This window comes from Variovorax sp. NFACC27, assembly GCF_048301545.1.
Taxonomy (GTDB): Bacteria; Pseudomonadota; Gammaproteobacteria; order Burkholderiales; family Burkholderiaceae_C; genus Variovorax; species Variovorax gossypii.
Genome location: NZ_CP157613.1, coordinates 6,656,560 through 6,678,755, shown reverse-complemented (window position 1 = coordinate 6,678,755; position 22,196 = coordinate 6,656,560). Strand labels below are relative to the sequence as shown.

The following is a 22,196-nucleotide window of genomic DNA, read 5'->3' as shown; positions in this document are numbered from 1 at the left end:
CTTATTCTTCGGTGGTGCACATCGCGGTGACGTACTTGCGCTTGGGCGTATCGAGGGAGTCGACGTCCCATGCCTGCTTGGTGGCGACGTTGAAGGCGCCGGGCTTGCCCATGCCGCCGCTGGCGTCGATGGCCATCATTTCCTTCATGCACATCTTGTTGCGGTCCACGCACTGGTTGAGGATCGCGTCGTACAGGTCGGAGGCAACGGTGGGGTAGTGGCGCACGGGCTCGCGCTCGCTCGGCACTTCGAGCTTCTTGTAGAGGTCGCGAGAGAGTTCGCCGTCCTTGCCGGTCTTGACCTTCTGCACCCACTGGTCGAAGCCTTCGTTGCTCAGGCCGTGGAACTTGAAGCGCATGCCCGAGAAGCCGGCGCCGCTGTAGTTGGCGGAGAAGCCTTCGAACTCGCCCGGCTTGTTGATGACGGCGTGCAGCTTGGTTTCCATGCCGGGCATGGCGTAGATCTGGCCGGCCAGCGCGGGGATGAAGAAGGAGTTCATCACCGAGGAGGCCGTGATCTTGAAGGTGATCGGACGGTCGACCGGGGCGGCCAGCTCGTTCACCGTGGCGATGCCCTGCTCGGGGTAGATGAAGAGCCACTTCCAGTCGAGGGCCACCACTTCGACCGTCAGCGGCTTGGTTTCCGCCGGAATCGGACGCTGGGCGTCGAGGCGGCGCAGCGGCTGGTAGGGGTCGAGCACGTGGGTGCTGATCCAGGTGATGGCGCCCAGCGCGATGATGATGAGCAGCGGCGCCGCCCAGATCGCCAGCTCGAGCTGGGTGGAGTGGTCCCAGTCGGGGCTGTAGGTGGCTTCCTTGTTGGACTGGCGATAGCGCCAGGCAAAGAAGATGGTCAGGCCGATCACCGGAATGATGATGATCAGCATCAGCACGGTGGAGACGACGATGAGGCGTCCCTGCTGATGGGCGATGTCGCCGGAGGGGTTCATCAGCACCGTGTTGCAGCCCGCCAGGAGCATGGCGGAGAGCAGCAGGAGTGCTCGGCGAAGGTTCTTGAGGATGTGCATGCCGGGGGAAAAGAGGTGCAGGGGCGACGCAAAAAGACCCCACAATCTACGCCCGATGACGGGTTTCGCCTATTGGACGTTTTGTCCTATGGCGGTAAATGTGATTCGGTGCGACGCTCTGGGGTCTCCCATGGTCTTATGGTGTCGCGCCGCGGCGTTACACCTGAATTACAGCAAGCAATGACGACGTCCAGCATCATTTCGCAAGGCGCACAGCCGCTGCCGAATCCGGCCGATCACGGCGGCGCCCGGCAGGGCGACGACCACTCGCACATCGCCCCCGGCGAGATCGCGGTCGGTGTGGTCATCGGTCGCGCCTCCGAATATTTCGACTTCTTCGTCTACGGCATCGCCTCGGTGCTGGTGTTCCCGGCGGTCTTCTTCCCGTTCGAGCAGCACCTCGAGGGCGTTCTCTATTCGTTCCTGATCTTCTCGTTCGCCTTCATCGCGCGTCCGTTCGGAACTGTCATCTCGATGATGATCCAGCGACGTTTCGGGCGGGAAGCCAAGCTCACACTGGCGCTCTTCGTGCTTGGCACCTCCACCGCCGGTATCGCCTTCCTGCCGGGCTATTCGAGCCTGGGCTTCACGGCCATCGTGCTGCTGTCTGTGTTCCGTTTCGGCCAGGGCCTGGCGCTGGGCGGCTCGTGGGACGGCCTGCCGTCGCTGCTGGCGCTGAACGCGCCGGCCAACCGCCGCGGCTGGTACGCCATGCTGGGCCAGCTGGGCGCTCCCATCGGCTTCTTCATTGCCAGCGCGCTGTTCGCCTACCTGTATTCCAGCCTGCCGTCGGAAGACTTCCTCGACTGGGGCTGGCGCTATTCCTTCTACGTGGCCTTCGCGATCAACGTGGTGGCGCTCTTCGCCCGCCTGCGCCTCGTGGCCACCGACGAGTACTCGCGCCTGCTCGAAGAGCGCGAACTGGAACCCACCAGCGTCACCGAGCTGGTCAGCTCCCAGGGCAGCAACATCCTGATCGGTGCGTTCGCCGCGCTGGCCAGCTACGCGCTGTTCCACCTGATCACGGTGTTCCCGCTGTCGTGGATCACGCTGTACTCCGACCAGTCGGTCACCGAGTTCCTGGTGATCCAGATGATCGGCGCGGCCTTCGGCGCCGCCGGCATCGTGGCCTCGGGCCTGCTGGCCGACCGCATCGGCCGCCGCTTCACGCTGGGCGGCCTGGCCGCGGTGATCGCTGCCTTCAGCGGCTTCGCTCCCACGCTGCTCGACGGCGGCCGCGTCGGCCAGGACATCTTCATCCTGCTGGGCTTCGTGATCCTGGGCCTCTCGTACGGCCAGGCAGCCGGCGCGGTGACCTCCAACTTCGCGCCCAAGTACCGCTACGTCGGTGCGGCGCTCACGGCCGACGTGGCCTGGCTGATCGGCGCGGCCTTCGCTCCGCTGGTCGCGCTCGGCCTCTCGGCCCACTTCGGCCTGGCCTACGTGAGCGTGTACCTGTTGTCGGGTGCGATCGCCACGCTGGCGGCGCTGGGGCTCAACCGGGCGCTGGCGCGGGACTGAGGTCTCTTCGCACAGGAAAGAAAAAAGGGGCCGCTCAGGCCCCTTTTTCGTTTTTCATTAGGATGCCCCGATGTTCGCCGCCGCAATCTTCGACATGGACGGGCTGCTGATCGACTCGGAGCGCCCCATCATGGCTGCCTGGATCGATGTCGCCCGCACGCTCGGCATCGAGCTTTCGCACAGCCAGTACATGCAGGTGGTGGGGCTGGCCACCGCCGAGTCCGAGCAGATCCTCGCCTCGCTGCTGGGTGGGCCCGACGCGTACAGCCACGCAGTAGACCTCGTGCGCCAGCGCCTGCAGCTGGAGCGCTCAGACGGCACGCCGCTGTTCCCGATCAAGCCCGGCGCCGCCGAGATCCTGGCGGCGCTGCGCGAGCGCGGCACGCGCTGCGCCGTGGCTTCGTCGTCGACCAGCGTGCAGATCCAGTCCTGCCTCGGCAGCCTCGGCGTGCTGGACCACTTCTCGGCCTTCGCGGGCGGCGACGAGGTTGTGCGCGCCAAGCCCGATCCGGCGCTCTACCTGCTCGCGGCCGAGCGTCTCGGCGTGGACCCGGCCGAATGCATCGCCTTCGAGGACAGCGAGAACGGCGCCAAGGCAGCGCTGGCGGCGGGCTTGCGGGTGGTGGTCGTGCCCGATCTCAAGCATCCGCCCGAATCCATCGTCGAGCGGGCGTTCCACGTGCTCGATTCGCTGCACGACGCGCTGGCGCACCTGCCGCGCTGGTTTCCGCAGCCGGCGCGCAACGCGCAATCCGCATGATCAAGATCGGCACGCTCTGCCACGTGGTCGACAGCTGCCTGGCGTCGCCCTTCACGGAGCGTGCCGTGGGCCGGATCGTGGAGGTGGTCTCCGCGCCCTACGAAGCGCCCAGCGAGCGCTACCTGCCCGGCACCTATTACGACGTGCTGTTCGAGGGCTGGACCTTCTACTGCCGCAGCGACAAGCTCGTGCCCATCTCCGATCCCGACGCCGAAGTCGAGCGCTGGGAAGACGCCTTCCTCGACGAGCCGGTGCCCACCGTTCAGAGCACCTCGTCGCGCAACTGCGGAAACACCTTCGACACCTTCGCGAGCAGGTAGTCGCCGTAGCGCCCGCTGAAGGCGTGCACGTTGGCGCGGTCCCAGCGCTCGGCGCTGTCGTCGCGCGCTTCCGCCCCTGCCAGACCTTCGATGCGCTGCACGCGCGCCTCGAAGTTCGGATCGAAGAAGAGGGGAAACGACAGCCGGTCGTGCCCCGAGGTGTTGCGCTTCACGCGGTGCGGCGTCGACTTGTAGAGCCCGCCGGTCATGCGGTCGAGCATGTCGCCGATGTTGCAGACGAAGGAGCCCGCCACCGGCGGCGCGTCGATCCATCCATCGGGCGTGTGCACCGCGAGGCCGCCGATGTGGTCCTGGTGCAGGATCGTCAGCAGCCCGTAGTCGGTGTGCTCGCCCACGCCCCACTGCACGTCGAGGCCTTCGGGCACCGGTTGCGACGGGTAGTTGAAGAGGCGGAACAGGATCAGCGGGTCGGCCGTGTAGCGCTCGGCGAAGTAGCCGGCCTCCAGGCCGAGGCTCAGCGCAATGCCTTCCATCAGCCGGTGGCCCAACTGCGTGACGGCTTCCATGTAGTCGAGGATGGTCTCGCGAAAGCCCGGCACGTCGGGGAACAGGTTCGGCCCGTGCACCGGCGTCTTCGCCTGCACCAGCGGATGCGTGGCGGGCAGCTCGGTGCCGAGATACAGGCCTTCCTTCCAGTCGGGCCGGCCCGAGGTCAGCTCGCCGCCGAGCGGGAAGAAGCCGCGCCAGGCGCGACCGCCGAGGGCCATGCGCCACCGCATCTTGGTTTCTTCGGGCAGATCGAAGAAGCGGTGGCTCAGGTCTTCGAGCCGCTTCACCAGCGTGGCGTCGACGCCGTGGCCGGTCACGTAGAAGAAGCCGTGCGCGCGGCAGGCGGCGCCGATCTGCGCGGCGACGGCATCGCGCCCGGCGGTGCCTGCGACGAGCGCGGAAACGTCGATGAGGGGGAGGGATGAGTCGGTCATGCGTCTCTCGCGAAGGGGGAGCGGATGTCGGCCAGGAACTGCTGCGCGCGCGGATGCTGCGGCCGGTTGAAGAAGTCGTCGGGCGTGGCGCGCTCCAGCACCTTGCCTTCGTCCATGAAGAGCACGCGGTCGGCCACCTCGCGCGCGAAGCCCATCTCGTGCGTTACGCAGACCATGGTCATGCCGTCGCGCGTGAGGTCGCGCATCACCAGCAGCACCTCTCCGACCATCTCGGGGTCGAGCGCGCTGGTGGGTTCGTCGAACAGCATCAGCGGCGGCTGCATGGCCAGCGCGCGGGCGATTGCCACGCGCTGCTGCTGGCCGCCCGACAGTTCGCCCGGCCAGGCGTTGGCCTTGTTCGACAGGCCGACGCGGTTCAGCAGCGCCATCGCGCGTTCGTCGGCCTGCTTGCGCGTGAGGCCGCGCAGCTGCATCGGCGCCATCGTGCAGTTCTGCAGCACCGTGAGATGCGGGAACAGGTTGAACTGCTGGAACACGAAGCCGATGCGCGAGCGGAATTCGTTCACGTCCAGGCCCGGCGCGTGGATGTCCTGCCCGTCAACGACGATGCGGCCCGACTGGATCGGCTCCAGCCGGTTGAAGGTGCGGATCAGCGTCGACTTGCCCGAGCCCGAGGGCCCGCACACCACGACGACCTCGCCCTTGTGGATGGTCTCGGTCACGTCGACCAGCGCGTGGTAGCTGCCGTACCACTTGTTGACTTTTTCGAGTTCGATCATGCGGACACCTTGGTGGCGGCGGTGGAGATGCCGCGGCGAGCGAGCCGGCGTTCCAGCCAGTAGGCGAAGCGCGAGAGGCCGAAGCACAGGATGAAATACGTGCCGCCCAGGATCAGGTAGATCTGCGCGGGCTTGGTGAACACCTGCGTGTTGATCTGCGTCGCGATGAACGACACCTCGGCCAGCCCGATGATGTAGCCCAGCGAGGTCTCCTTGATGGTCGAGACGAACTGGTTCACCAGCGAGGGCAGCATGCTGCGCAGCGCCTGCGGCAGCACCACGAGGCGCATCGCGGCGCCGTAGCCCAGGCCCAGTGCGCGGGCGGTTTCCATCTGCCCGCGCGGCAGGCCCTGGATGCCGGCGCGCACGATCTCGGCGAGGTAGGCGGCATCGAAGATCACCAGCGCGATCAGCATGGTGGTGAACTGGTCGGTCTTCACGCCGGTGACGCTGGGCAGGAAGAAATAGGCCCAGAAGATCACCATCAGCAGCGGCAGCCCGCGCACCACGAACACGAAGCCCGTGACCGGCCAGCGCAGCCAGCGCCACGGGCTCACGCGCGCCAGCCCGAGCACGATGCCCAGCGGCAATGCCAGCACCAGCCCGCAGGAGGCCAGCAGCAGCGTGAGCACCAGCCCGCCAAGCGGGCCGTTCGGGTACTGCCCGATGAGAAAGTAGACCCAGTAGTCGTTGATGATCTGAAGCATCGCGCCGTCGCCTTCCTCAGATCGTCCGCACCGGATACCGGTGGTGATACCAACTCGCCAGCCCCGTGATCGCCAGCGACACCGTGAGGTAGGCCGCGCTCGCGAACGCGAAGGACTCGAAGCTGCGGAAGGTCGCGCTCTCGACCTGGCCGGCCTGGTACATCAGCTCGGCCACGCCGATCACGGTGGCGATGGAGGTGTTCTTCCACAGGCTCAGCGTCTGCGAGATGAGCGGCGGGATGGTCACGCGCAGTGCCTGTGGTAGCACCACGCGGCGCATGGTGGCCAGGTAGCTGAAGCCCATCGCGCGGCCGGCCTCGAACTGCACGGTGGGAATCGCGCGGATGCCGCTTCGGATGTCCTCCGCCATGAAGGCCGCCGTGTACAGCGCGAGCGCGATGATGGCGCTGTAGGCCTCGATGTGCCCCGCGTAGAGCCACTGCTTGATGTCCTCAGGCAGCAGCTCGGGTGCTCCGAAATACCAGAAGAGCATGTGCGCGAGCAGCGGGATGTTGCGGATCGACTCCACGTACGCAAAGCCGAGCCAGCGCAGCGGGGCGAAGGGCGACAGCCGCAGCAGCGCCACCACCAGCGCGATGGGCAGCGCCAGCACCAGCGAGGCCGCGAGCAGCTGCAGCGACAGCAGCAGGCCCGCGACAAGCATGTCGTGGTACTTGCCGGTCAGCAGCAAGGAATAGTCGAACAGGGGCATGGGGGGCGACAGTATCACCGCCGCAAGAGGGCTTGGCTCCCTCCCCCGCTGGGGGAGGGTTGGGGTAGGGGCACGGCGGCGCCTGGAAAGACGCGGCGCTCATGCGAAGGCCGCTTGCCCCCATCCCGGCCTTCCCCCAGCGGGGGAAGGAGAAAGGCTCGAGACCTGGCTCAGTCGATCTTGTCGCTCTCGAGCTTGAAGTCGCGCGACTGGAAGCCCGATGCCGTGTCGGGGCCGTACCACTTGATGAAGATCTTCTGCGCTTCGCCCGACTTCTCGAGATCGCGCAGCGTGTCGTCCACCACGGCCTTCAGGCCGCTCTCGCCCTTCTTGATGCCGATGGCCAGTGCCTCGGTGCTCAGGTTCTGCTTGAGCACCACGTACTGCGCCTTCTGCGGGCCCAGCTTGGCGTAGCTGCGCAGCAGCGCCGCCTCGTCGTCCACGTAGCCCACGCCCTTGCCTTGCTGCAGGGCCTGGAAGGCCTGCTGGCTCGTGTCGAAGGTCACGACCTCGACGTTGGGCACGGCCTTGCGGATGTTCGGCTCCTGCGTGCCGCCGCGGATGGTCAGCACCTTCTTGCCGGCGAGCTGCGGCACTTCGGAGATGCCGCTGTCCTTCTTCACGATGGCCTTCTGGCCCGTGACGAAGGTGGTGAGCGAGAAATCGATCTGCGCCTCGCGCTCCTTGTTGTGCGTGAGGCCGGCGGCCACCAGGTCCACGTGGCCCTGCTGCAGCTCGGGAATGCGCGCGGCCACGGCGATCTGCTTGAGCACCGGCTTCACGCCGATCTTCTTCGCGATGGCGTTCACCAGGTCCACCTCGTAGCCGACGATCTGGCGGGTCTTGGGGTCGACGAAGGTCGCGGGCTCGTCCGTGCCGAGCACGCCGACGACCAGTTCGCCCTTCTTCTTGATGTCGGCCAGCTGGTCCGCGTGTGCGGCGGTGCCGAGCAGGAAAGTGGAGGCGGCGAGGGCCGCGGCTGCAATCAGGTTCATGCGCATGTTCTTCTCCTTGGTGGAAAGCAGAGGGGCGAGACCATATCAATAAAACCCCTGATTATTAAATCGTCAATCGACATATGCATATGGTTAAGCTGAAGGCCGCTTTTTCGGGCTGGGTTAAATTCGCGGCGCAAAAAACGCGCTTCGGGCGCCTTTCTCCCGGTCCTTCCCGCCTCCCTCCAGCATCTCTTCGAGCGAGATCCTCATGATCATCAAACCCCGCGTGCGCGGCTTCATCTGCGTCACCACCCATCCCGCCGGCTGCGAGGCCAACGTCCGCCAGCAGATCGAATACGTCAAGGCAAAGCCTGCCATCGAAGGCGGCCCGAAGAAGGTGCTGGTGATCGGCGCATCGACCGGCTACGGCCTCGCGGCGCGCATCACGGCCGCCTTCGGCTGCGGCGCCGACACGCTGGGCGTGTTCATGGAGCGCGCCAGCACCGAGACCAAGCCCGGCTCGCCCGGCTGGTACAACACCGCCGCCTTCGAGCGCGCAGCACACGCCGAAGGCCGCTATGCGAAGAGCATCAACGGCGACGGTTTCTCCGACGCGATGAAGCAGCAGGTCATCGACACCATCCGCGCCGACCTGGGGCAGGTCGACCTCGTCGTCTACAGCCTGGCCGCGCCGCGGCGCACGCATCCGAAGACCGGCCAGGTCTTCAATTCGGTGCTCAAGCCCGTGGGCAAGGCGGTGACCTTGCGCGGCCTCGACACCGACAGCGGGACCGTGAAGGAATCGGTGCTCGAGTCCGCCACGCAGGAGGAAATCGACAACACCGTGGCCGTGATGGGCGGCGAAGACTGGCAGATGTGGATCGACGCGCTGCAGCAGGCCGGCGTGCTGGCCGATGGCGCCAAGACCACGGCCTTCACCTACCTGGGCGAGAAGATCACGCACGACATCTACTGGAACGGCTCCATCGGCGAGGCCAAGAAGGACCTCGACCAGAAGGTGCTGGGCATCCGCGCGCAGCTCGCGCCCAAGGGCGGCGACGCGCGCGTGTCGGTGCTCAAGGCGGTGGTCACGCAGGCCAGCTCGGCCATTCCGATGATGCCTCTGTACCTGTCGCTGCTCTTCAGGGTGATGAAGGAAGAGGGCACGCACGAGGGCTGCATCGAGCAGGTGCACGGGCTCTACGCTGAGAGCCTCTACGGCGGCACGCCGCACATCGACGAGGAAGGCCGCCTGCGCGCCGACTACAAGGAGTTGGCGCCGCAGGTGCAGTCGCGCGTGCTGGAACTCTGGCCGCAGGTGACCGACGCCAATCTCGGCGAGCTCACCGATTTCGCCGGCTACAAGACCGAGTTCCTGCGGCTCTTCGGCTTCGCCGTGGAGGGCGTGGACTACGAGGCCGACGTGAACCCCGATGTGGGCATTCCCGGCCTCGTGCAGCTCTAGCAGGCGCCTGAGGGGATACTCCCGCCCATGCAGATTCAAGAAAAGCCGCCTGCCGGCACGCCCTTCGACTGGATCGGCGGCGAGCCGAAAGTGGAGGCGCTGGTCGAGCGCTTCTACGACCTGATGGACCTCGAGCCCGCCTACGCGCAACTGCGCGCGGTGCACGGCACCAGCCTCGACAACGCACGCCAGCGCCTGTTCTGGTTCCTCTGCGGCTGGCTGGGCGGGCCGCAGCACTACACCGATCGCTTCGGCCACCCGATGCTGCGCGCGCGCCACCTGCCGCAGAGCATTGGCGGCCACACCATCGGCATCAAGGAACGCGACCAGTGGCTGGCCTGCATGGACCAGGCGATGGGCGAGACGGGCGTGCCGGAAGACCTGCGCGCACGCCTTCGCGACTCCTTCTTCAAGACCGCCGACTGGATGCGCAACCGCGGTGAATAAGGCTCGCCCCCAGGCTGCGCGCACTTCGTGTCGCTGCGCCAACCCCCTGCCGGGGGGCAACACCTGCGGCCCGGCAAAGCCGGTTCCGCGGTGTTCCGCGAACAGGGCGGGACCGTCAGCGAACTGAATAGACATTGACTCGAAGGACCTTTCCATGAATTCCATCGTCATCATCGGCGGCGGCCACGCCGCGGCCCAGCTTTGCGCCGGCCTCGCTGAAGCCGGGCAGGGCGCGCGCGTGCACCTGGTCTGCGAGGAGGCCTGCGAGCCGTATCACCGCCCGCCGCTGTCCAAGGCCTTCCTGAAGAGCGCCGAGGAAACGACGCAGCCGCACAAGGCCGCCGACTGGTATCGCGAGGCGGGCATCACGCTGCACCTGGGCGACGCGGCCGTGGCCATCGACCGCGAGGCGCACACCGTCACGCTGCGTTCCGGCGCGATCCTGCCGTGGGAGCAGTTGGTGCTGGCCACCGGCACGCGCGCGCGCCAGATGCCCGACCTGAAGCCCGGCCTGGAGAACGTCGCCAGCCTGCGTGCGGCCGACGAGGCGCATCGCCTGCGCACGCGGCTCGCGGCGGCGGAGAAGGTCACGGTGCTCGGCGGCGGCTTCATCGGGCTCGAAGTGGCGGCCACCGCCAAGGCGCTCGGCAAGACGGTGCAGGTCATCGAGAGCGCGCCGCGCCTGCTGGGGCGCGCCGTGTCGCCCGAGCTGTCGGCGCACGTGCTGGCCACGCATCGCGCGGCGGGCATCGACATCGTGCTCGGCGCGCAGACCGGCGCGTTCGAGGTCGAAGGCGACCGGCTGGTGTCGCTGCAGGTCAACGGCGAGAAGCAGCCGGTCGACCTGCTGCTGCTGGGCATTGGCGCAGTACCGGAGACCGCGCTCGCGCAGGCGGCTGGCATCGAGTGCGCGGATGGCATCGTGGTCGATGGCCACATGCAGACCAGCGCGGCCGGCGTGCTTGCGGTGGGCGACTGCACGCGCTTCCCCGATCGCCGCGCGGGCCGCGCGCTGCGGCTCGAATCGGTGCAGAACGCCAACGACCAGGCGCGCACGGCGGTCGCCACGCTGACCGGCGAGGCACGCGCGCACGACGCGGTCGCGTGGTTCTGGTCCGACCAGGGCAGCATGCGCCTGCAGATGGTGGGCCTGATGCCCGCGGAAGGCACGCCGGGCCTGAGCAGCGTGCGACGCGCGGGTCCGAAGCCCGAAGCGTTCTCGCTGTTCCACTACGTCGACGGCCAGCTCGTATGCGTCGAGTCGGTGAACGCACCGGTCGACCACATGATGAGCCGCAAGCTGCTCGAAGCGGGCCGCAGCCCCGATGCGGCGGCGGTGGCGGATGCGTCCGTTCCGCTGAAGAACCTGCTGGCCTGAGCTGACGAAGCTGCTCAGCGCCGCGCGGGCGCCAGCAGCACCACCAGCGCCCCGGCCCCGCCTTCGGCCGGCTTGGCCTGCACGAAGGCGATCACCTCGTTCTTCTGGATCAGCCAGCGCTGGGTCTTGGTCTTCAGCACCGGCTGCTTGCCGGGCGAGCCCAGTCCCTTGCCGTGCACCACGCGCACGCAGCGCAGGCCCTGCTTGTAGGCATTGCGAATGAAGCCGCCCAGGGTTTCGCGCGCCTCGTCGCTGCGCAGCCCGTGCAGGTCGACCTGTGCCTGGATGGCCCAGTCGCCCTTGCGCAGCCGCGCGGTGACGTCGGTTCCGATGCCGGGGCGGCGGAAGCTCATGGCGTCGTCCACGTCGAGCAGCGTGGTCACGTCGAACTCGTCGGAAAGCGATTCGCGCAGCACGCGCTGCTCGTCGAGCTGGTGCTGCACCGGGATGGGCGCGGGCGGCTCCGGCGCGAGTGGCACCACGGCCTTGCGGCGCAGCGGCTCGGTGGCACCGATGGCGCGGGCGAACAGGTCTTTCTCGGCCGCGCGCTTGCGTTCGGCCTGCGCCTTGGCCGCCGCCTCCGCGGCCTCGCGCTCGCGGGTTTCGGCGAGCACGCGCTGCACCTGCTTGAGGTCGGCGAGATTCTTGATGGAGGGAGCGCGCGCGGCCATCAGAGCAGCCCCCTCTCGGCCATCGAGAAGCTCTGCCCGGTGCTCACGATGATGTGGTCGAGCACGCGCACGTCCACCAGGGCCAGCGCGGCGCGCAGCGTCTGCGTGAGCGACTCGTCGGCGCGCGAGGGCTCGATGCTGCCGCTCGGGTGGTTGTGCGCCAGCACCACGGCCGCAGCCTGGTGGTGGATGGCGCGCGTGACCACTTCCCGCGGATAGACGCTGGTCTGCGTGAGCGTGCCGCGGAACATTTCCTCCAGCGCGATCATGCGGTGCCGCACGTCGAGGAACACCACCGCGAACACCTCGTAGGGGCGCGTGCCGATGTGCAGCTGAAGGTATTGCTTGACCGCGTCGGGCGAATCGAACACCGCGCGCTCGCGCAGCTTCTCGCCCATGGCGCGGCGCGCCAGCTCGAGCACCGCGATGAGTTCGGAGCGCTTGGCGCTGCCGCCCATGCCCTTGACCGACTTGAGGTCTTCGGCGCCGGTGTGCAGCAGCCCCGAGAGGCCGCCGAAGCGCTCGAGCAGCTGCTGCGCCAGCTGCAGCACGTTCTTGCCCGCCACGCCGGTGCGCAGCAGCAGGGCCAGCAGCTCGGCGTCTGCCAGCGCGGAGGCGCCGCGCGAGATGAGTTTTTCGCGCGGGCGGGCGTCGAGAGGGAGATCCTTGAAAGACATGAAACCCCGGGGTGAAACCTTGGCGGAGCCGGGTGGAAGCCCCGGTCCTTAAAATGAGGCTCAGTTTATCGGGACACCTCCCTGTCTTTGCCCACCTCCGCTGCTCCATGTCCCAAGTCGTGAATTCCGGCTCCTTTCTCACCCTGCACTACCGGCTGGCCGGGCCGGCGGGCGACATCATCAACACTTTCGCCGACAAGCCTGCGACCCTGTCGCTGGGCACCGGCGAGCTTTCTCCCGCCATGGAGCAGCGCCTGATGGGCCTGGAGGAGGGCACGCACGCCACCTTCGAGCTGCCCGCCGGCGAGGCCTTCGGCGAGCGCAATCCCGACATGCAGCAGTGGGTGGCCAGGAAGCTGCTCGCGCAGATGGGCGACCCCGACGAGCAGTACGCCGTGGGCGACGTGGTGCAGTTCCCCACGCCCGACGGCACGGGCAGCTACGCGGGCGCGGTCATCGAGTCGAACGACACCGCGGTGCGCTTCGACTTCAACCATCCGCTCGCAGGCCAGCCCGTGACCTTCGAAGTGAAGCTCATCGGCGTGCTATGAACCCCGGAATCTCCGAAGTCATCCTGGCCGAGCCGCGCGGCTTCTGCGCGGGCGTGGACCGCGCCATCGAGATCGTCGAGCGCGCCATCGCCAAGTTCGGCGCACCCATCTACGTGCGCCACGAGATCGTGCACAACACCTACGTGGTGAACGAGCTCAAGGCCAAGGGCGCGATCTTCATCGAGGAACTCTCCGACGTGCCGCCCGGCGCCACGCTGGTGTTCAGCGCGCACGGCGTGAGCAAGGCGGTGGAACAGGAGGCGCGCGACCGCGGCTTCTCGATCTTCGACGCCACCTGCCCGCTGGTGACCAAGGTGCACGTCGAGGTCGCCAAGCTCGCGAAGGAAGGCTACGAGTTCATCATGATCGGCCACAAGGGGCACCCCGAGGTCGAGGGCACGATGGGCCAGCTCTCCAGCGGCATCCACCTGGTGGAAGACGTGGAAGACGTTGCAAAGGTCGCCCCGGCGCAGACCGACAAGCTCGCCGTGGTCACGCAGACCACGCTGAGCGTGGACGACGCCGCCGACATCGCCGCAGCCGTGCGCATGCGCTTTCCCAAGGTGCGCGAGCCCAAGCAGCAGGACATCTGCTACGCCACCCAGAACCGCCAGGACGCGGTGAAGATCATGAGCCCGCAGGTCGACCTCGTGATCGTGGTCGGCAGCCCCACCAGCTCCAACAGCAACCGGCTGCGCGAACTGGCGCAGCGCTTGGGCACCGAGAGCTACATGGTCGATTCGGCCGCCGAACTCCAGCCCGCGTGGTTCGAGGGCAAGACGCGCATCGGCATCACCGCGGGCGCCTCGGCGCCCGAGGTGCTGGTGCGCGACGTGATCGACCAGGTGCGCGCATTCGGTGCCGTGTCGGTCCGCAAGATGGACGGCATCGAGGAAACCATCAAGTTCCCGCTGCCCAAGGGCCTCAAACTCGACGACATTCCGCCTCCTGGACACATCTCTTGAGCAATACGCAAACCGCCCCCGCCGTCGATTGGCGCTCCGAAATAGATAGCGCATCGCAAAGGCTGAGCGAGCGCGCCCGCCACTTCCTGCGCGAAACCCCGCTGTGGAAGCTGCCGGCGGCGGCCTTCGGCGTCGATGCGCCGGGTGCCGAGATCTGGCTCAAGCTCGAGCACATGCAGGTCAGCGGCAGCTTCAAGGCGCGCGGCATGATGAACCGCCTGCTGGCCAACGAGATCCCGCAAAGCGGCGTGGTCGTGGCCTCGGGCGGCAATGCGGGCATCGCCACGGCCGCCGCGGCGCAGGCGCTGGGCGTGCCCTGCCAGGTGTTCCTGCCGGGCGTGTCCCCCGAAGCCAAGCGCGCACGGCTGCGTGCACTGGGCGCCGAGGTGGTCGTGGTCGGCGAGCTTTACCCCGATGCGCTGGCAGCCTGCCTTGCGCGCCAGAAGGAATCGGGCGCCTTGCTCACCCACGCCTACGACCAGCCCGAAGTGGTGGCCGGCGCCGGCACGCTGGGCCGCGAGATCGAAAAGCAGGGCGGCCTGCCCGATGCCGTGCTGGTGAGCGTGGGTGGCGGCGGCCTGATCGGCGGCCTGGCTGGCTGGTTCGAGAAGCGCGCTCGCGTCGTGGCGCTGGAGCCCGAGAAGGCGCCCACGCTGTTCCGCGCCCGCGAGGCCGGCGAGCCGGTCGATGTGGAAGTGGGCGGCATCGCCGCCGATTCGCTCGGCGCGCGCCGCATCGGCGCCATCGCCTGGGAGATCACGCAGCAGCAGGTGCAGGATGCGCTGCTGCTGTCCGACGACGCCATCCGCGCAGCCCGGCAGTGGCTCTGGAAGGAACTGAAGCTGGCGGTGGAGCCGGCCGCCGCGCTGCCGCTGGCGGCGCTGCAGACCGGCGCCTACGTGCCGCGCGCGGGCGAGAAGGTGTGCCTGATCGTCTGCGGGGCGAACGTCGATCCCGCGACGGTCGCCTGAAAACCCCTTACTTCTCGCAGTTCACCATCCACGCGACGCCGAACTTGTCGGTGAGCATGCCGAAGCCCGTGGCCCAGAACTGTGGGCCGTAGGGCATCGTCACCTTGCCGCCTTCGGTCAGCGCGTCGAACAGCTTCCGGCCTTCGTCCACGTTGTCGGCCTGCACCGAGAGGGAAAAGCCCTTGTAGCCCTCGAAGGGCCACTCGGGCGGTGCATCGGAGGCCATCAGCTTGTGGCCGCGGGCCTCGAGCGTGGCGTGCATGATCTTGTCCTTGTAGGCGGGCGGCGTCTGGGCGCCGGCGGGGCTTTCGCCGAAGGTCATGCTGAAGGCGATCCTGCCTCCCAGCGCCTTGGCGTAGAAGGCGAGCGCTTCGGCGGCATTGCCGTTGAATGTCAGATAGGCTTCCATCGTTTTCCCTTCGAGGTGGGTTGGCGGGGCGACGATGCTACGCCCACCTAAAATCCCCCCATGCTTGACATCACCCTGCTCCGCAAAGACCTGGCCTCCGCAGTGGCCGGCCTCGAAAAACGCAAGAAGAACCAGCCGTATCTCGACGTTTCGGCATTCACCTCGCTCGAAGCTGAACGCAAGACGCTGCAGACCCGCACCGAGGAAATCCAGGCGCGCCGCAACTCGCTGAACAAGCAGATCGGCCCGCTCAAGGCCAAGGGCGAATCGACCGACGCGCTGATGGCCGAGGTCAACGCGCTGAAGGCCGAGCAGGAATCGCAATCGAAGCGGCTCGAGGAGATCCAGCCCGAGCTGCACGCGCTGCTGCTCGCCGTGCCCAACCTGCCGCACGCCAGCGTGCCGGTCGGCGAGGACGAGACCGGCAACGTCGAGATGCGCCGCTGGGCTCCCAAGGGCGGTGCAGGCGCCAGCGCCACGCCGCTGGGCTTCGCGCCCAAGGACCACGTCGACCTCGGCGCGCCGCTGGGCCTCGATTTCGAGACGGGCGCCAAGCTCGCGGGCTCGCGCTTCACCGTCATGAAGGGCCCCATCGCCCGCCTGCACCGCGCGCTCGCGCAGTTCATGCTCGACATCCAGACCGAGAAGCACGGCTACAGCGAGTGCTACGTGCCCTACATCGTCAACGCCGCCACCCTGAGCGGCACCGGCCAGCTGCCCAAGTTCGAAGGCGACCTGTTCGCTGCGAAGAAGGGCGGCCAGGACGGCGAGCCCGCGCCCGATCATTCGGCGCTGTACCTCATCCCGACCAGCGAAGTGCCGCTGACGAATTTCGTGCGCGACGAGGTGGTGCCCGAGGCGCAGTTGCCGATCAGGCTCACCGCTCACACGCCGTGCTTCCGCTCCGAAGCCGGCAGCGCGGGCCGCGACACGCGAGGCATGATCCGCCAGCACCAGTTCGACAAGGTCGAGATGGTGCAGATCGTGCATCCCGAGAAGAGCTACGACGCGCTCGAGCAGATGACCGGCCACGCCGAGGTCGTGCTGCAGGCGCTGGAGCTGCCGTACCGCGTCGTGCTGCTGTGCACCGGCGACATGGGTTTCGGCTCCACCAAGACCTACGACCTCGAAGTCTGGCTGCCGGCGCAGGACACCTACCGCGAGATCAGCTCGGTCTCGAACTGCGAAGCCTTCCAGGCGCGTCGCCTGCAGGCCCGTTTCAAGAACGCGCAGGGCAAGAACGAACTCGTGCACACCCTCAACGGCTCCGGCCTGGCGGTGGGCCGTACGCTCGTGGCCGTGCTCGAGAACCACCAGAACGAAGACGGCTCGATCAACGTGCCCGCCGCGTTGCGTCCGTACCTCGGCGGCCTCGAAGTTTTGAAGGCCTGATCGGTCGGGGCTTCAAAACCCGGCTTTTTGTCTGCTAGAATCGGAGGCTCGACAGCACCGGAGAGGTGGCAGAGTGGTCGAATGTACCTGACTCGAAATCAGGCGTACTAGCGATAGTACCGAGGGTTCGAATCCCTCCCTCTCCTCCAAGAATGGCCCCGCAAGGGGCTATTTTTTTGCCCGCAGCTCACCCACGGCAGCCTCCCGGAGGCCGCCAGCCGGCCTCCTAGAATGCACCGCGCCTCGCCCGATCGAGGGCGGGCGTGCAGAAAAAAGGGGAGTTCCAGTTGGCCAACCGTTCCTACCTCTACAGCCTCGGCAACAGGCCTGTTTCCTATGCCGACCGCCCGGAAACCATCTCGGGCCTGTCCGAATGGCCGTACGACGTGCCGTTCATGTTCCGGCTGCTCATGTCGGGCGATCCGCAGCTGTGTGCCTCGCTGGTGTCGGACGGCTTCGACAGCGACGAGCCGGGGAGCAAGACCAGGCTGCACGCGATCAGCAGTTCCTTCGATCCCGGCTTCGAGCGTGTGCGGCGCCTCATCGACATCGTTCGGCCGCTGCTTCTGGAGGCCCCGGAGACCGGCAGGCAGCCGCAGTCCCTCCTGGGCCGCCTCAAGGAACTGATCTCGCCCGGCAAGAAGGCAGCCACACCGGCCGCGCCGCCGGCGGCCCCGGTCCAACTCCCGGTCTGGCTGGACGAGACGATCGCGTTCCTCGAAGCCCACCGCGACCGCTACCTGCTCCTGGAGACCGTCGAGCTCGACACCATGTTCGAGGAGACGGAAGACGCGTTGCTCGCCTGCGTGGAGGCGGAGATCGCGCGGTGCCGCCATGTGGGCGCCGCCCTCGACGCCCTGCCGGCCGACATTGCCGAAGCGGGCCGGCAGCTGAAAAAGGCGATCGCGCAGAAGTGCCCGGCTCCGCTCGACGCCTTCTTCGGACTTCGCCTCGACGACGACTGCGACAGCACCCGCAACGGCGCCACGAAACACCCGCTCGGCCTTCAGTGGTCGGATGTGCTGTATTTCGACTTGTGGAATCGCGCCGAATTCGAGGCGCATCGCGACGAGCGCTGAGCCGCAGGCGCTCGTCAGCTGCCCGGTGACTGCCGCGTCACCGTACCTTCGAATTCCTCGACCGACGCGAGCAGCGGCGTCGCCCTGAAGCACACGAACCGCACGTCTTCGACCGCCGTTCGTTCGAGGCACAGGGCCACGGCATGCGCCTCGTCCGGTTGCATGCGCCAGAACCGCCAGCGCCCCGGGGAATCGTCAGCCAGGTCGTGCCTGAAGGCGATGGCGGTGCCGTCGCTCTCGTCGAGGCCGAAGGAGAAACGGTCCAGCGGAATCGACAGGCCCATGCCGCGCGCCTTGATGTAGCTTTCCTTGAGCGTCCACAGATCCCAGAAGCGCGCCGGCTGCAGCCCGGCGGGAAGCTGCCTCAGGGCTTCCGCTTCCTTGGCGGAGAAGAAATGCTCGGCGATCTCCAGCGGCGCGTTTCTCCCCGTGTGCTCGACATCCACGCCCACCTCGCGCTCCACCGTCAGCGCCGCCACCACCAGCGAGGCGCTGTGCGAGATGTTGAAACGCAGGCGCCGCGCCTGCGGCAGCGCATTGGCGATGGCCGGCCGGCCGTAGGCGTTGTTCTCGAATTCCCAGTCCCGGGGCGCAATGGGCGCGTAGCGCGAGAGAAGCGTGCGGATCAGCCCTCGCGTCATCAGGTATCTGCGCCGGTCCCGGGCGAAGTGAAAGCGTCCGTGCTTCCCGCGTTCCTCGGGCGTCAGCAGGGCCATGGTGGCCTCCTCGCAGGCGGCGTTGTCCTGTTCCGGAACGTACAGGTGCCAGAGGTGCACCTGGTGCGGGTCGATCTGCAGTTGCATGCACCGGATTCTGGCCTGCCCCGGCGATATTCAGCCCGGCTTAAGTTTGGCCGCCGATACTGGAGGGGACGGTCCGCCGGCGTTGGTAGAGGTGGCCTGACCCAGGCACCCGCCCCTTCGATGTTGGCGGTTCCTCGAGGCCGGCGATCGTCACGTTTTCTCCTGCCCCGCATCGAACCAAGTCATGCGCGGGCAGCTTCCCCCAGCCAGAGCGGCTCGTTCGACGTGTCCGGAAAACCGGAGTCGTCCACCGGCCCAGCCAGCGCCGCTGCCGTCACGTGGCGAAGCTCGTAGCCGCGCCCGTACACCGAGTGCAGGACGAATTCATTCCCCTTGTGCAGCGACAGCTTGCGGCGCACGTTCGCCACGCAGCAGTCGAGCACGCGGCTCTTGCGCTCGATGCGCGAATCCGTCCACAGCGAGCCCAGCAGCCATTCGCGCTCCAGCAGCCGGTCGGCATTGCGGAACAGCAGCAGCGCCAGCTCGAACTCGCGCGGCTTCAAGCGCACTTCCTCGCCCTTGCGCGCCACCACCTTGCGGCTGCCGATGAAGCGGTAGTCGCCGAACATCGCGCTCACCGCCTGCGTGTTCAGCACGGTCTCGTTGCGCCGCAGCGCCTCGCGCACGCGAAGCCCCACCTCGAAATCGTCGACCGGCAGTACCGCGAAGTCGATGCCGGCGCCCCGCGACTCGGGGTCGGTGGTCGACAGCACCTCGGCCAGCAGGTCGCGCTGCATGGCGTTGGCGACCAGGAAGATCGGCAGGCGCAGCGCCTTGCACATGGCCGTGAGCACCGGCCACGCGCCTTCGTCCTTCAGCACGACCAGCAGCAGGTCGAAGTGGTGGCCCCGCGTCGCGGCGCGCAGGAAGTCGGCGCTGCTGTCGAACGGAACCGGCGTGCAGCCCATCAGCCGCAGCTTCTGGCCCCATGCCCGGCCCTGGGCGTCGTCGCAGCCCACCATGGCCACCTGTCGCGAGTCGCCGTGAGCATCGTTGTCCATGTCGGGAGCTTCCATGTGTGGGTGATCGTGATGGTGTTTGCGATTCCGGCGGGCTGCCTCAGCGCTCGTCCCGGGAGCGGGGGAGCTTCCAGCCGATGCCGGCGTTGAAGCCCCAGTCCCGCCCCGCATTGGCGACGGTCATGCCCCAGGCCATCTGCCCGTCGTCCGACATGGTCCTGAAGCCCAGGCTCGCCGCGGCGTAGCCCTTGTAGCTGCCGACGGCCAGGCCGATGGCCTTTTCGCCCGGCTGCAGCGCAGGCACATACGCAGCCGTCATGGCTGCGGCCATTGCGGTGCCCGAGTACGCGACGCGCTCCACGTCGCGCAGCGCGGCCCTGGTCTGGTCGAGTTGTCCGAGGTTGATCGCGTCGCCCGGCAGCGCGCCCGGCGCCACGTTCGCGACCAGCACGCCGTCGGCCGCGCCCGCCACGCCATGCAGGGCGGTGGCGCACAGCCACAGCGCGACCAGCAGCCCGGCCCGCACGCGATCAGCCCGCTGCGAGGCGGTTGCCTGAGCCCGCCTGTGTCTTGCGCACGCCGTCCGGTCCGTAGAACAGCTGTGCGCTGGCCTGCAGGAAATGCAGCGCCTGCTGGGTGAAATCGAGGTGCGCGTAGACCATCGAGCCGTTGCGCAGGTTGTGCTCCCTTGCCTGTCCGGCGACCTGCAGCAGCGTCTGCCAGACCCGCTCCACTTCCGCGCCGCCGGCCGCGGCGGCCGCATCGGCACCCGCGCGGCCGGGGCCGAAGCCCAACGTCGCCTGCAGGGCCTCGCGCTGCGCGTCCAGCTCGGCCATGCGTTCCAGCAGCACGGTCTTCCGGGTGGCAATGGACGCCAGGTCGGTGAATGCGCGGTCGGACATCGCCAGCGCCTCCTGGTCCAGCACCGACAGGAATTCCTCGATGCAGGCGGTTTCGGTGCGCAGATGGCCCAGCAGGCTCGGCTTCATTCGGTGCCGCCCTCGCGGTTCGGGCCGAGCAGGTCGCGCACGCTCGCCAGCAGGCCGTCGGCGATGCGCTCGGGGCGGACCTGGTAGCGCCCGGCACGGATGTCCTCGCGGATCGCCGCCACGCGGGCCGCGTCGAAGTCCGCGGCGGCGGCACCGGTGGCGCCGGGCAGCGAGTGAACCTGCGCGGAGGCCGGCGCAGCTTCCTTGGTGCGCTGGGCGGCGTCGGCGCCGCTCACCTGGGCCGAGTTGGCCGCTGGCGCTCGGGTAATGGGCTTGGCCGAAGGGGAGGGGGGATCGATTTTCAAGGTGATTCCTCAGGGGCTGACCCGTATATCGGCAGCCGGCGCAAGAACTTTAGGAATGAATGGCGGGCATGTACGGGTGCCTGGCTTCACTGCGCCAGCTGGATCTGTCCCTCTTCGTCCGCCACGCCGCTGACCAGCCGCCCGTCGCGGGTCTTGGCCTGCACGACGGCCCCCACGGTCGCCCCGGTCATGGCCTTGGCCTCGGTGCTCACGACGAAGCCCTGGCCCTGGGCCACGACCTTCACCGCCTGCCCCTGCTGGATCACGGTGACGCCGCGCACCAGCTCCTTGCGCAGCGGCGCCCCGGGTGCCACGCGGTTGACCGTGACCACGCCGGCCAGCTCGGCCGCGCTGGTGATGACCGAGCGCGGCAGCCGCGTGAGGTCGCCGGTGCGCTCGGCGACATCGCCCGCGCCCAGCGGCCGGCCCGCGTCGATCGCGCGCGCGGCCACGAAATAGCTGCCTTCCACCGCCACGTGCGCCTGCACGAAGCGCGTCCAAGGCCGTTCCGACTGGCAGCGAACGCCCACCGACACCCGTCCCCAGGGCTTCGCGCCGGACGGCAGGAAGGCTTCGGGCGCTTCGCATCCGGGCAGCGCGGAGGTGCCGCGTCCCTCGAGGCTGATCGTCACCTTGCCCGGCAGTCCGTTCGTCTGCTGCTGCAGGTATTTCTCGATGACCGCGCCTGCGTTGTCGGCGCTGTCGGCTCCATGGGCGGTGCCGGCGGCGAACGCCGACGCGGATGCCGCGCACGCCATGGCCGCAAGCACCGGCAGCACGGTGCGCAGGGCGTGATCGCGAAGCTCGCAAGAGGTCATCGGGTCGTCGGATATGTGTGGAAGAGAGGGCCTGGATCGCGGTGCGCCACGCAGGAGGAAGGCACGGCGCCGCACGGAAATTCTAGGAATCCATCGGCCGGGCGAAGGTGCGAGCAGCAGGCGAAAACCCCCTTTGTTCGGACGATTGCAAACGCGCCCCGTGCATAGACTCGCTTTCCATCTGTCGCCGCGCCTTCGTGCGCCGGCGACGCCTCAACGGATGGAAAAGACATGATCGACAAGCTGGATGCGGCGCTTCGCTTCAACCGCGAAGCCCTCAATCTCCGCGCGGAGCGCCAGGAGGTGCTGGCGGCCAACATCGCCCATGCGGACACGCCCAACTACAAGGCGCGCGACTTCGATTTCAGCGCACGCCTGAGCGAAGCCGTGGAGCGCGGCCGCGCGTCGTCGCAGTCGGTGTCGCTCGCCACCACCTCGTCGCGCCACCTGGCGGGGCAGGCCAGCTCGCAGGCCGTGTCCGACAAGGACCTGCTCTACCGCATGCCCAACCAGTCCAGCCTCGACGGCAACACCGTCGAGATGGACGTCGAGCGCATCGCCTTCGCGGACAACGCGCTGCGCTACGAGTCCAACCTCACCGTCATCAACTCGAAGATCAAGTCGATGCTCTCTGCGATCCAGCAGTAA

General features: G+C 67.9%; 27 protein-coding genes and 1 tRNA gene. 13 read left to right on the top strand and 15 right to left on the bottom strand.

Annotated elements, in window-relative coordinates; translation table 11 throughout:
* Position 1: 1 nt before the first annotated feature.
* Positions 2–1,027, bottom strand: coding sequence for a ubiquinol oxidase subunit II (gene cyoA / locus ABL840_RS31170; RefSeq protein ID WP_093197999.1), 1,026 nt, complete (start codon positions 1,025–1,027; stop codon positions 2–4).
* Positions 1,028–1,207: 180 nt separating this feature from the next.
* On the opposite strand from cyoA, the gene ABL840_RS31165 reads away from it, so the two are divergent.
* From ABL840_RS31165 to ABL840_RS31155, 3 genes are all read left to right on the top strand, one after another.
* The gene (locus ABL840_RS31165) at positions 1,208–2,548 is read left to right on the top strand and encodes an MFS transporter (RefSeq protein WP_093197997.1); all 1,341 of its coding nucleotides are present in this window, start codon (positions 1,208–1,210) and stop codon (positions 2,546–2,548) included.
* 70 nt (positions 2,549–2,618) lie between these two features.
* Positions 2,619–3,308 (top strand): HAD family hydrolase, encoded by a 690-nt coding sequence (locus ABL840_RS31160; RefSeq protein ID WP_093302161.1) that lies wholly within the window; start codon positions 2,619–2,621, stop codon positions 3,306–3,308.
* Positions 3,305–3,628 carry a hypothetical protein gene (locus tag ABL840_RS31155; RefSeq protein ID WP_093302159.1) on the top strand — a complete coding sequence of 108 codons (324 nt, stop codon included), beginning with the start codon at positions 3,305–3,307 and terminating at the stop codon, positions 3,626–3,628. The genes ABL840_RS31160 and ABL840_RS31155 overlap by 4 nt, the downstream gene beginning before the upstream one ends.
* Here ABL840_RS31155 and ABL840_RS31150 read toward each other — a convergent pair.
* From ABL840_RS31150 to ABL840_RS31130, 5 genes are all read right to left on the bottom strand, one after another.
* A complete protein-coding gene (locus tag ABL840_RS31150; RefSeq protein WP_093302156.1) occupies positions 3,571–4,572 on the bottom strand; it encodes an isopenicillin N synthase family dioxygenase in 1,002 nt (333 codons plus the stop codon). The two genes, ABL840_RS31155 and ABL840_RS31150, sit on opposite strands and share 58 nt — an antisense overlap.
* Positions 4,569–5,312, bottom strand: a complete 744-nt coding sequence (locus ABL840_RS31145; protein WP_093302154.1) for an amino acid ABC transporter ATP-binding protein — start codon at positions 5,310–5,312, stop codon at positions 4,569–4,571. Before ABL840_RS31145 ends, ABL840_RS31150 begins: the two co-directional genes overlap by 4 nt.
* Positions 5,309–6,019: an amino acid ABC transporter permease gene (locus ABL840_RS31140; protein WP_093302151.1), complete on the bottom strand. Its 711-nt coding sequence runs from the start codon at positions 6,017–6,019 to the stop codon at positions 5,309–5,311. The genes ABL840_RS31145 and ABL840_RS31140 overlap by 4 nt, the downstream gene beginning before the upstream one ends.
* A 16-nt stretch (positions 6,020–6,035) precedes the next feature.
* On the bottom strand, positions 6,036–6,731 hold the full coding sequence (locus ABL840_RS31135) for an amino acid ABC transporter permease (RefSeq protein ID WP_093197981.1): 696 nt from the start codon (positions 6,729–6,731) through the stop codon (positions 6,036–6,038).
* A 170-nt stretch (positions 6,732–6,901) separates the two neighbouring features.
* Entirely contained in the window at positions 6,902–7,732 is an 831-nt protein-coding gene (locus tag ABL840_RS31130; protein ID WP_093197978.1) for an ABC transporter substrate-binding protein, read from the bottom strand.
* Between the two features lie 205 nt (positions 7,733–7,937).
* On the opposite strand from ABL840_RS31130, the gene fabV reads away from it, so the two are divergent.
* From fabV to ABL840_RS31115, 3 genes are all read left to right on the top strand, one after another.
* Positions 7,938–9,134 carry an enoyl-ACP reductase FabV gene (gene fabV, locus ABL840_RS31125; RefSeq protein WP_093302148.1) on the top strand — a complete coding sequence of 399 codons (1,197 nt, stop codon included), beginning with the start codon at positions 7,938–7,940 and terminating at the stop codon, positions 9,132–9,134.
* A gap of 27 nt (positions 9,135–9,161) precedes the next feature.
* A complete protein-coding gene (locus ABL840_RS31120; RefSeq protein ID WP_007839268.1) occupies positions 9,162–9,581 on the top strand; it encodes a group II truncated hemoglobin in 420 nt (139 codons plus the stop codon).
* Positions 9,582–9,735: 154 nt separating this feature from the next.
* Positions 9,736–10,959, top strand: a complete 1,224-nt coding sequence (locus ABL840_RS31115; protein WP_093197973.1) for an NAD(P)/FAD-dependent oxidoreductase — start codon at positions 9,736–9,738, stop codon at positions 10,957–10,959.
* Between the two features lie 14 nt (positions 10,960–10,973).
* Here ABL840_RS31115 and ABL840_RS31110 read toward each other — a convergent pair whose 3' ends face one another.
* On the bottom strand, positions 10,974–11,630 hold the full coding sequence (locus ABL840_RS31110) for a Smr/MutS family protein (protein WP_093302146.1): 657 nt from the start codon (positions 11,628–11,630) through the stop codon (positions 10,974–10,976).
* Positions 11,630–12,307: a RadC family protein gene (gene radC, locus ABL840_RS31105; protein ID WP_093197968.1), complete on the bottom strand. Its 678-nt coding sequence runs from the start codon at positions 12,305–12,307 to the stop codon at positions 11,630–11,632. The genes ABL840_RS31110 and radC overlap by 1 nt, the downstream gene beginning before the upstream one ends.
* Before the next feature lie 107 nt (positions 12,308–12,414).
* Here radC and ABL840_RS31100 point away from each other — a divergent pair, with 107 nt between their 5' ends.
* The 3 genes from ABL840_RS31100 to ABL840_RS31090 are packed head-to-tail and all read left to right on the top strand — an operon-like array spanning position 12,415 to position 14,794.
* Positions 12,415–12,858 carry an FKBP-type peptidyl-prolyl cis-trans isomerase gene (locus ABL840_RS31100; protein WP_019656687.1) on the top strand — a complete coding sequence of 148 codons (444 nt, stop codon included), beginning with the start codon at positions 12,415–12,417 and terminating at the stop codon, positions 12,856–12,858.
* Positions 12,855–13,823 (top strand): 4-hydroxy-3-methylbut-2-enyl diphosphate reductase, encoded by a 969-nt coding sequence (ispH, locus tag ABL840_RS31095; protein WP_093197966.1) that lies wholly within the window; start codon positions 12,855–12,857, stop codon positions 13,821–13,823. Before ABL840_RS31100 ends, ispH begins: the two co-directional genes overlap by 4 nt.
* Positions 13,820–14,794, top strand: a complete 975-nt coding sequence (locus ABL840_RS31090) for a threonine/serine dehydratase (protein ID WP_093302143.1) — start codon at positions 13,820–13,822, stop codon at positions 14,792–14,794. Before ispH ends, ABL840_RS31090 begins: the two co-directional genes overlap by 4 nt.
* A gap of 7 nt (positions 14,795–14,801) precedes the next feature.
* Here the strand turns inward: ABL840_RS31090 and ABL840_RS31085 are convergent, their stop codons facing one another.
* Positions 14,802–15,203, bottom strand: a complete 402-nt coding sequence (locus ABL840_RS31085; protein WP_093302141.1) for a VOC family protein — start codon at positions 15,201–15,203, stop codon at positions 14,802–14,804.
* Positions 15,204–15,263: 60 nt separating this feature from the next.
* Between ABL840_RS31085 and serS the strand changes: the two genes are divergently transcribed.
* From serS to ABL840_RS31070, 3 genes are all read left to right on the top strand, one after another.
* Positions 15,264–16,595 (top strand): serine--tRNA ligase, encoded by a 1,332-nt coding sequence (serS, locus tag ABL840_RS31080; RefSeq protein ID WP_093302139.1) that lies wholly within the window; start codon positions 15,264–15,266, stop codon positions 16,593–16,595.
* 59 nt (positions 16,596–16,654) lie between these two features.
* Positions 16,655–16,744, top strand: a tRNA-Ser gene (locus ABL840_RS31075).
* 138 nt (positions 16,745–16,882) lie between these two features.
* Positions 16,883–17,674, top strand: coding sequence for a hypothetical protein (locus ABL840_RS31070; RefSeq protein ID WP_093302138.1), 792 nt, complete (start codon positions 16,883–16,885; stop codon positions 17,672–17,674).
* Between the two features lie 14 nt (positions 17,675–17,688).
* On the opposite strand, the gene ABL840_RS31065 is transcribed toward ABL840_RS31070, so the two are convergent.
* From ABL840_RS31065 to flgA, 6 genes are all read right to left on the bottom strand, one after another.
* Positions 17,689–18,477, bottom strand: a complete 789-nt coding sequence (locus ABL840_RS31065) for a 4'-phosphopantetheinyl transferase family protein (protein WP_093302135.1) — start codon at positions 18,475–18,477, stop codon at positions 17,689–17,691.
* A gap of 182 nt (positions 18,478–18,659) precedes the next feature.
* Positions 18,660–19,478, bottom strand: a complete 819-nt coding sequence (locus ABL840_RS31060; RefSeq protein ID WP_176947473.1) for a winged helix-turn-helix transcriptional regulator — start codon at positions 19,476–19,478, stop codon at positions 18,660–18,662.
* Between the two features lie 58 nt (positions 19,479–19,536).
* Positions 19,537–19,962 carry a YadA-like family protein gene (locus ABL840_RS31055; RefSeq protein WP_093197947.1) on the bottom strand — a complete coding sequence of 142 codons (426 nt, stop codon included), beginning with the start codon at positions 19,960–19,962 and terminating at the stop codon, positions 19,537–19,539.
* Between the two features lie 4 nt (positions 19,963–19,966).
* A complete protein-coding gene (locus ABL840_RS31050; protein ID WP_176947472.1) occupies positions 19,967–20,425 on the bottom strand; it encodes a flagella synthesis protein FlgN in 459 nt (152 codons plus the stop codon).
* Positions 20,422–20,730, bottom strand: a complete 309-nt coding sequence (gene flgM / locus ABL840_RS31045; RefSeq protein ID WP_093302130.1) for a flagellar biosynthesis anti-sigma factor FlgM — start codon at positions 20,728–20,730, stop codon at positions 20,422–20,424. The genes ABL840_RS31050 and flgM overlap by 4 nt, the downstream gene beginning before the upstream one ends.
* Before the next feature lie 86 nt (positions 20,731–20,816).
* The gene (gene flgA / locus ABL840_RS31040) at positions 20,817–21,548 is read right to left on the bottom strand and encodes a flagellar basal body P-ring formation chaperone FlgA (protein WP_176947471.1); all 732 of its coding nucleotides are present in this window, start codon (positions 21,546–21,548) and stop codon (positions 20,817–20,819) included.
* A 231-nt stretch (positions 21,549–21,779) separates the two neighbouring features.
* On the opposite strand from flgA, the gene flgB reads away from it, so the two are divergent.
* Positions 21,780–22,196 (top strand): flagellar basal body rod protein FlgB, encoded by a 417-nt coding sequence (flgB, locus tag ABL840_RS31035; protein WP_093302127.1) that lies wholly within the window; start codon positions 21,780–21,782, stop codon positions 22,194–22,196.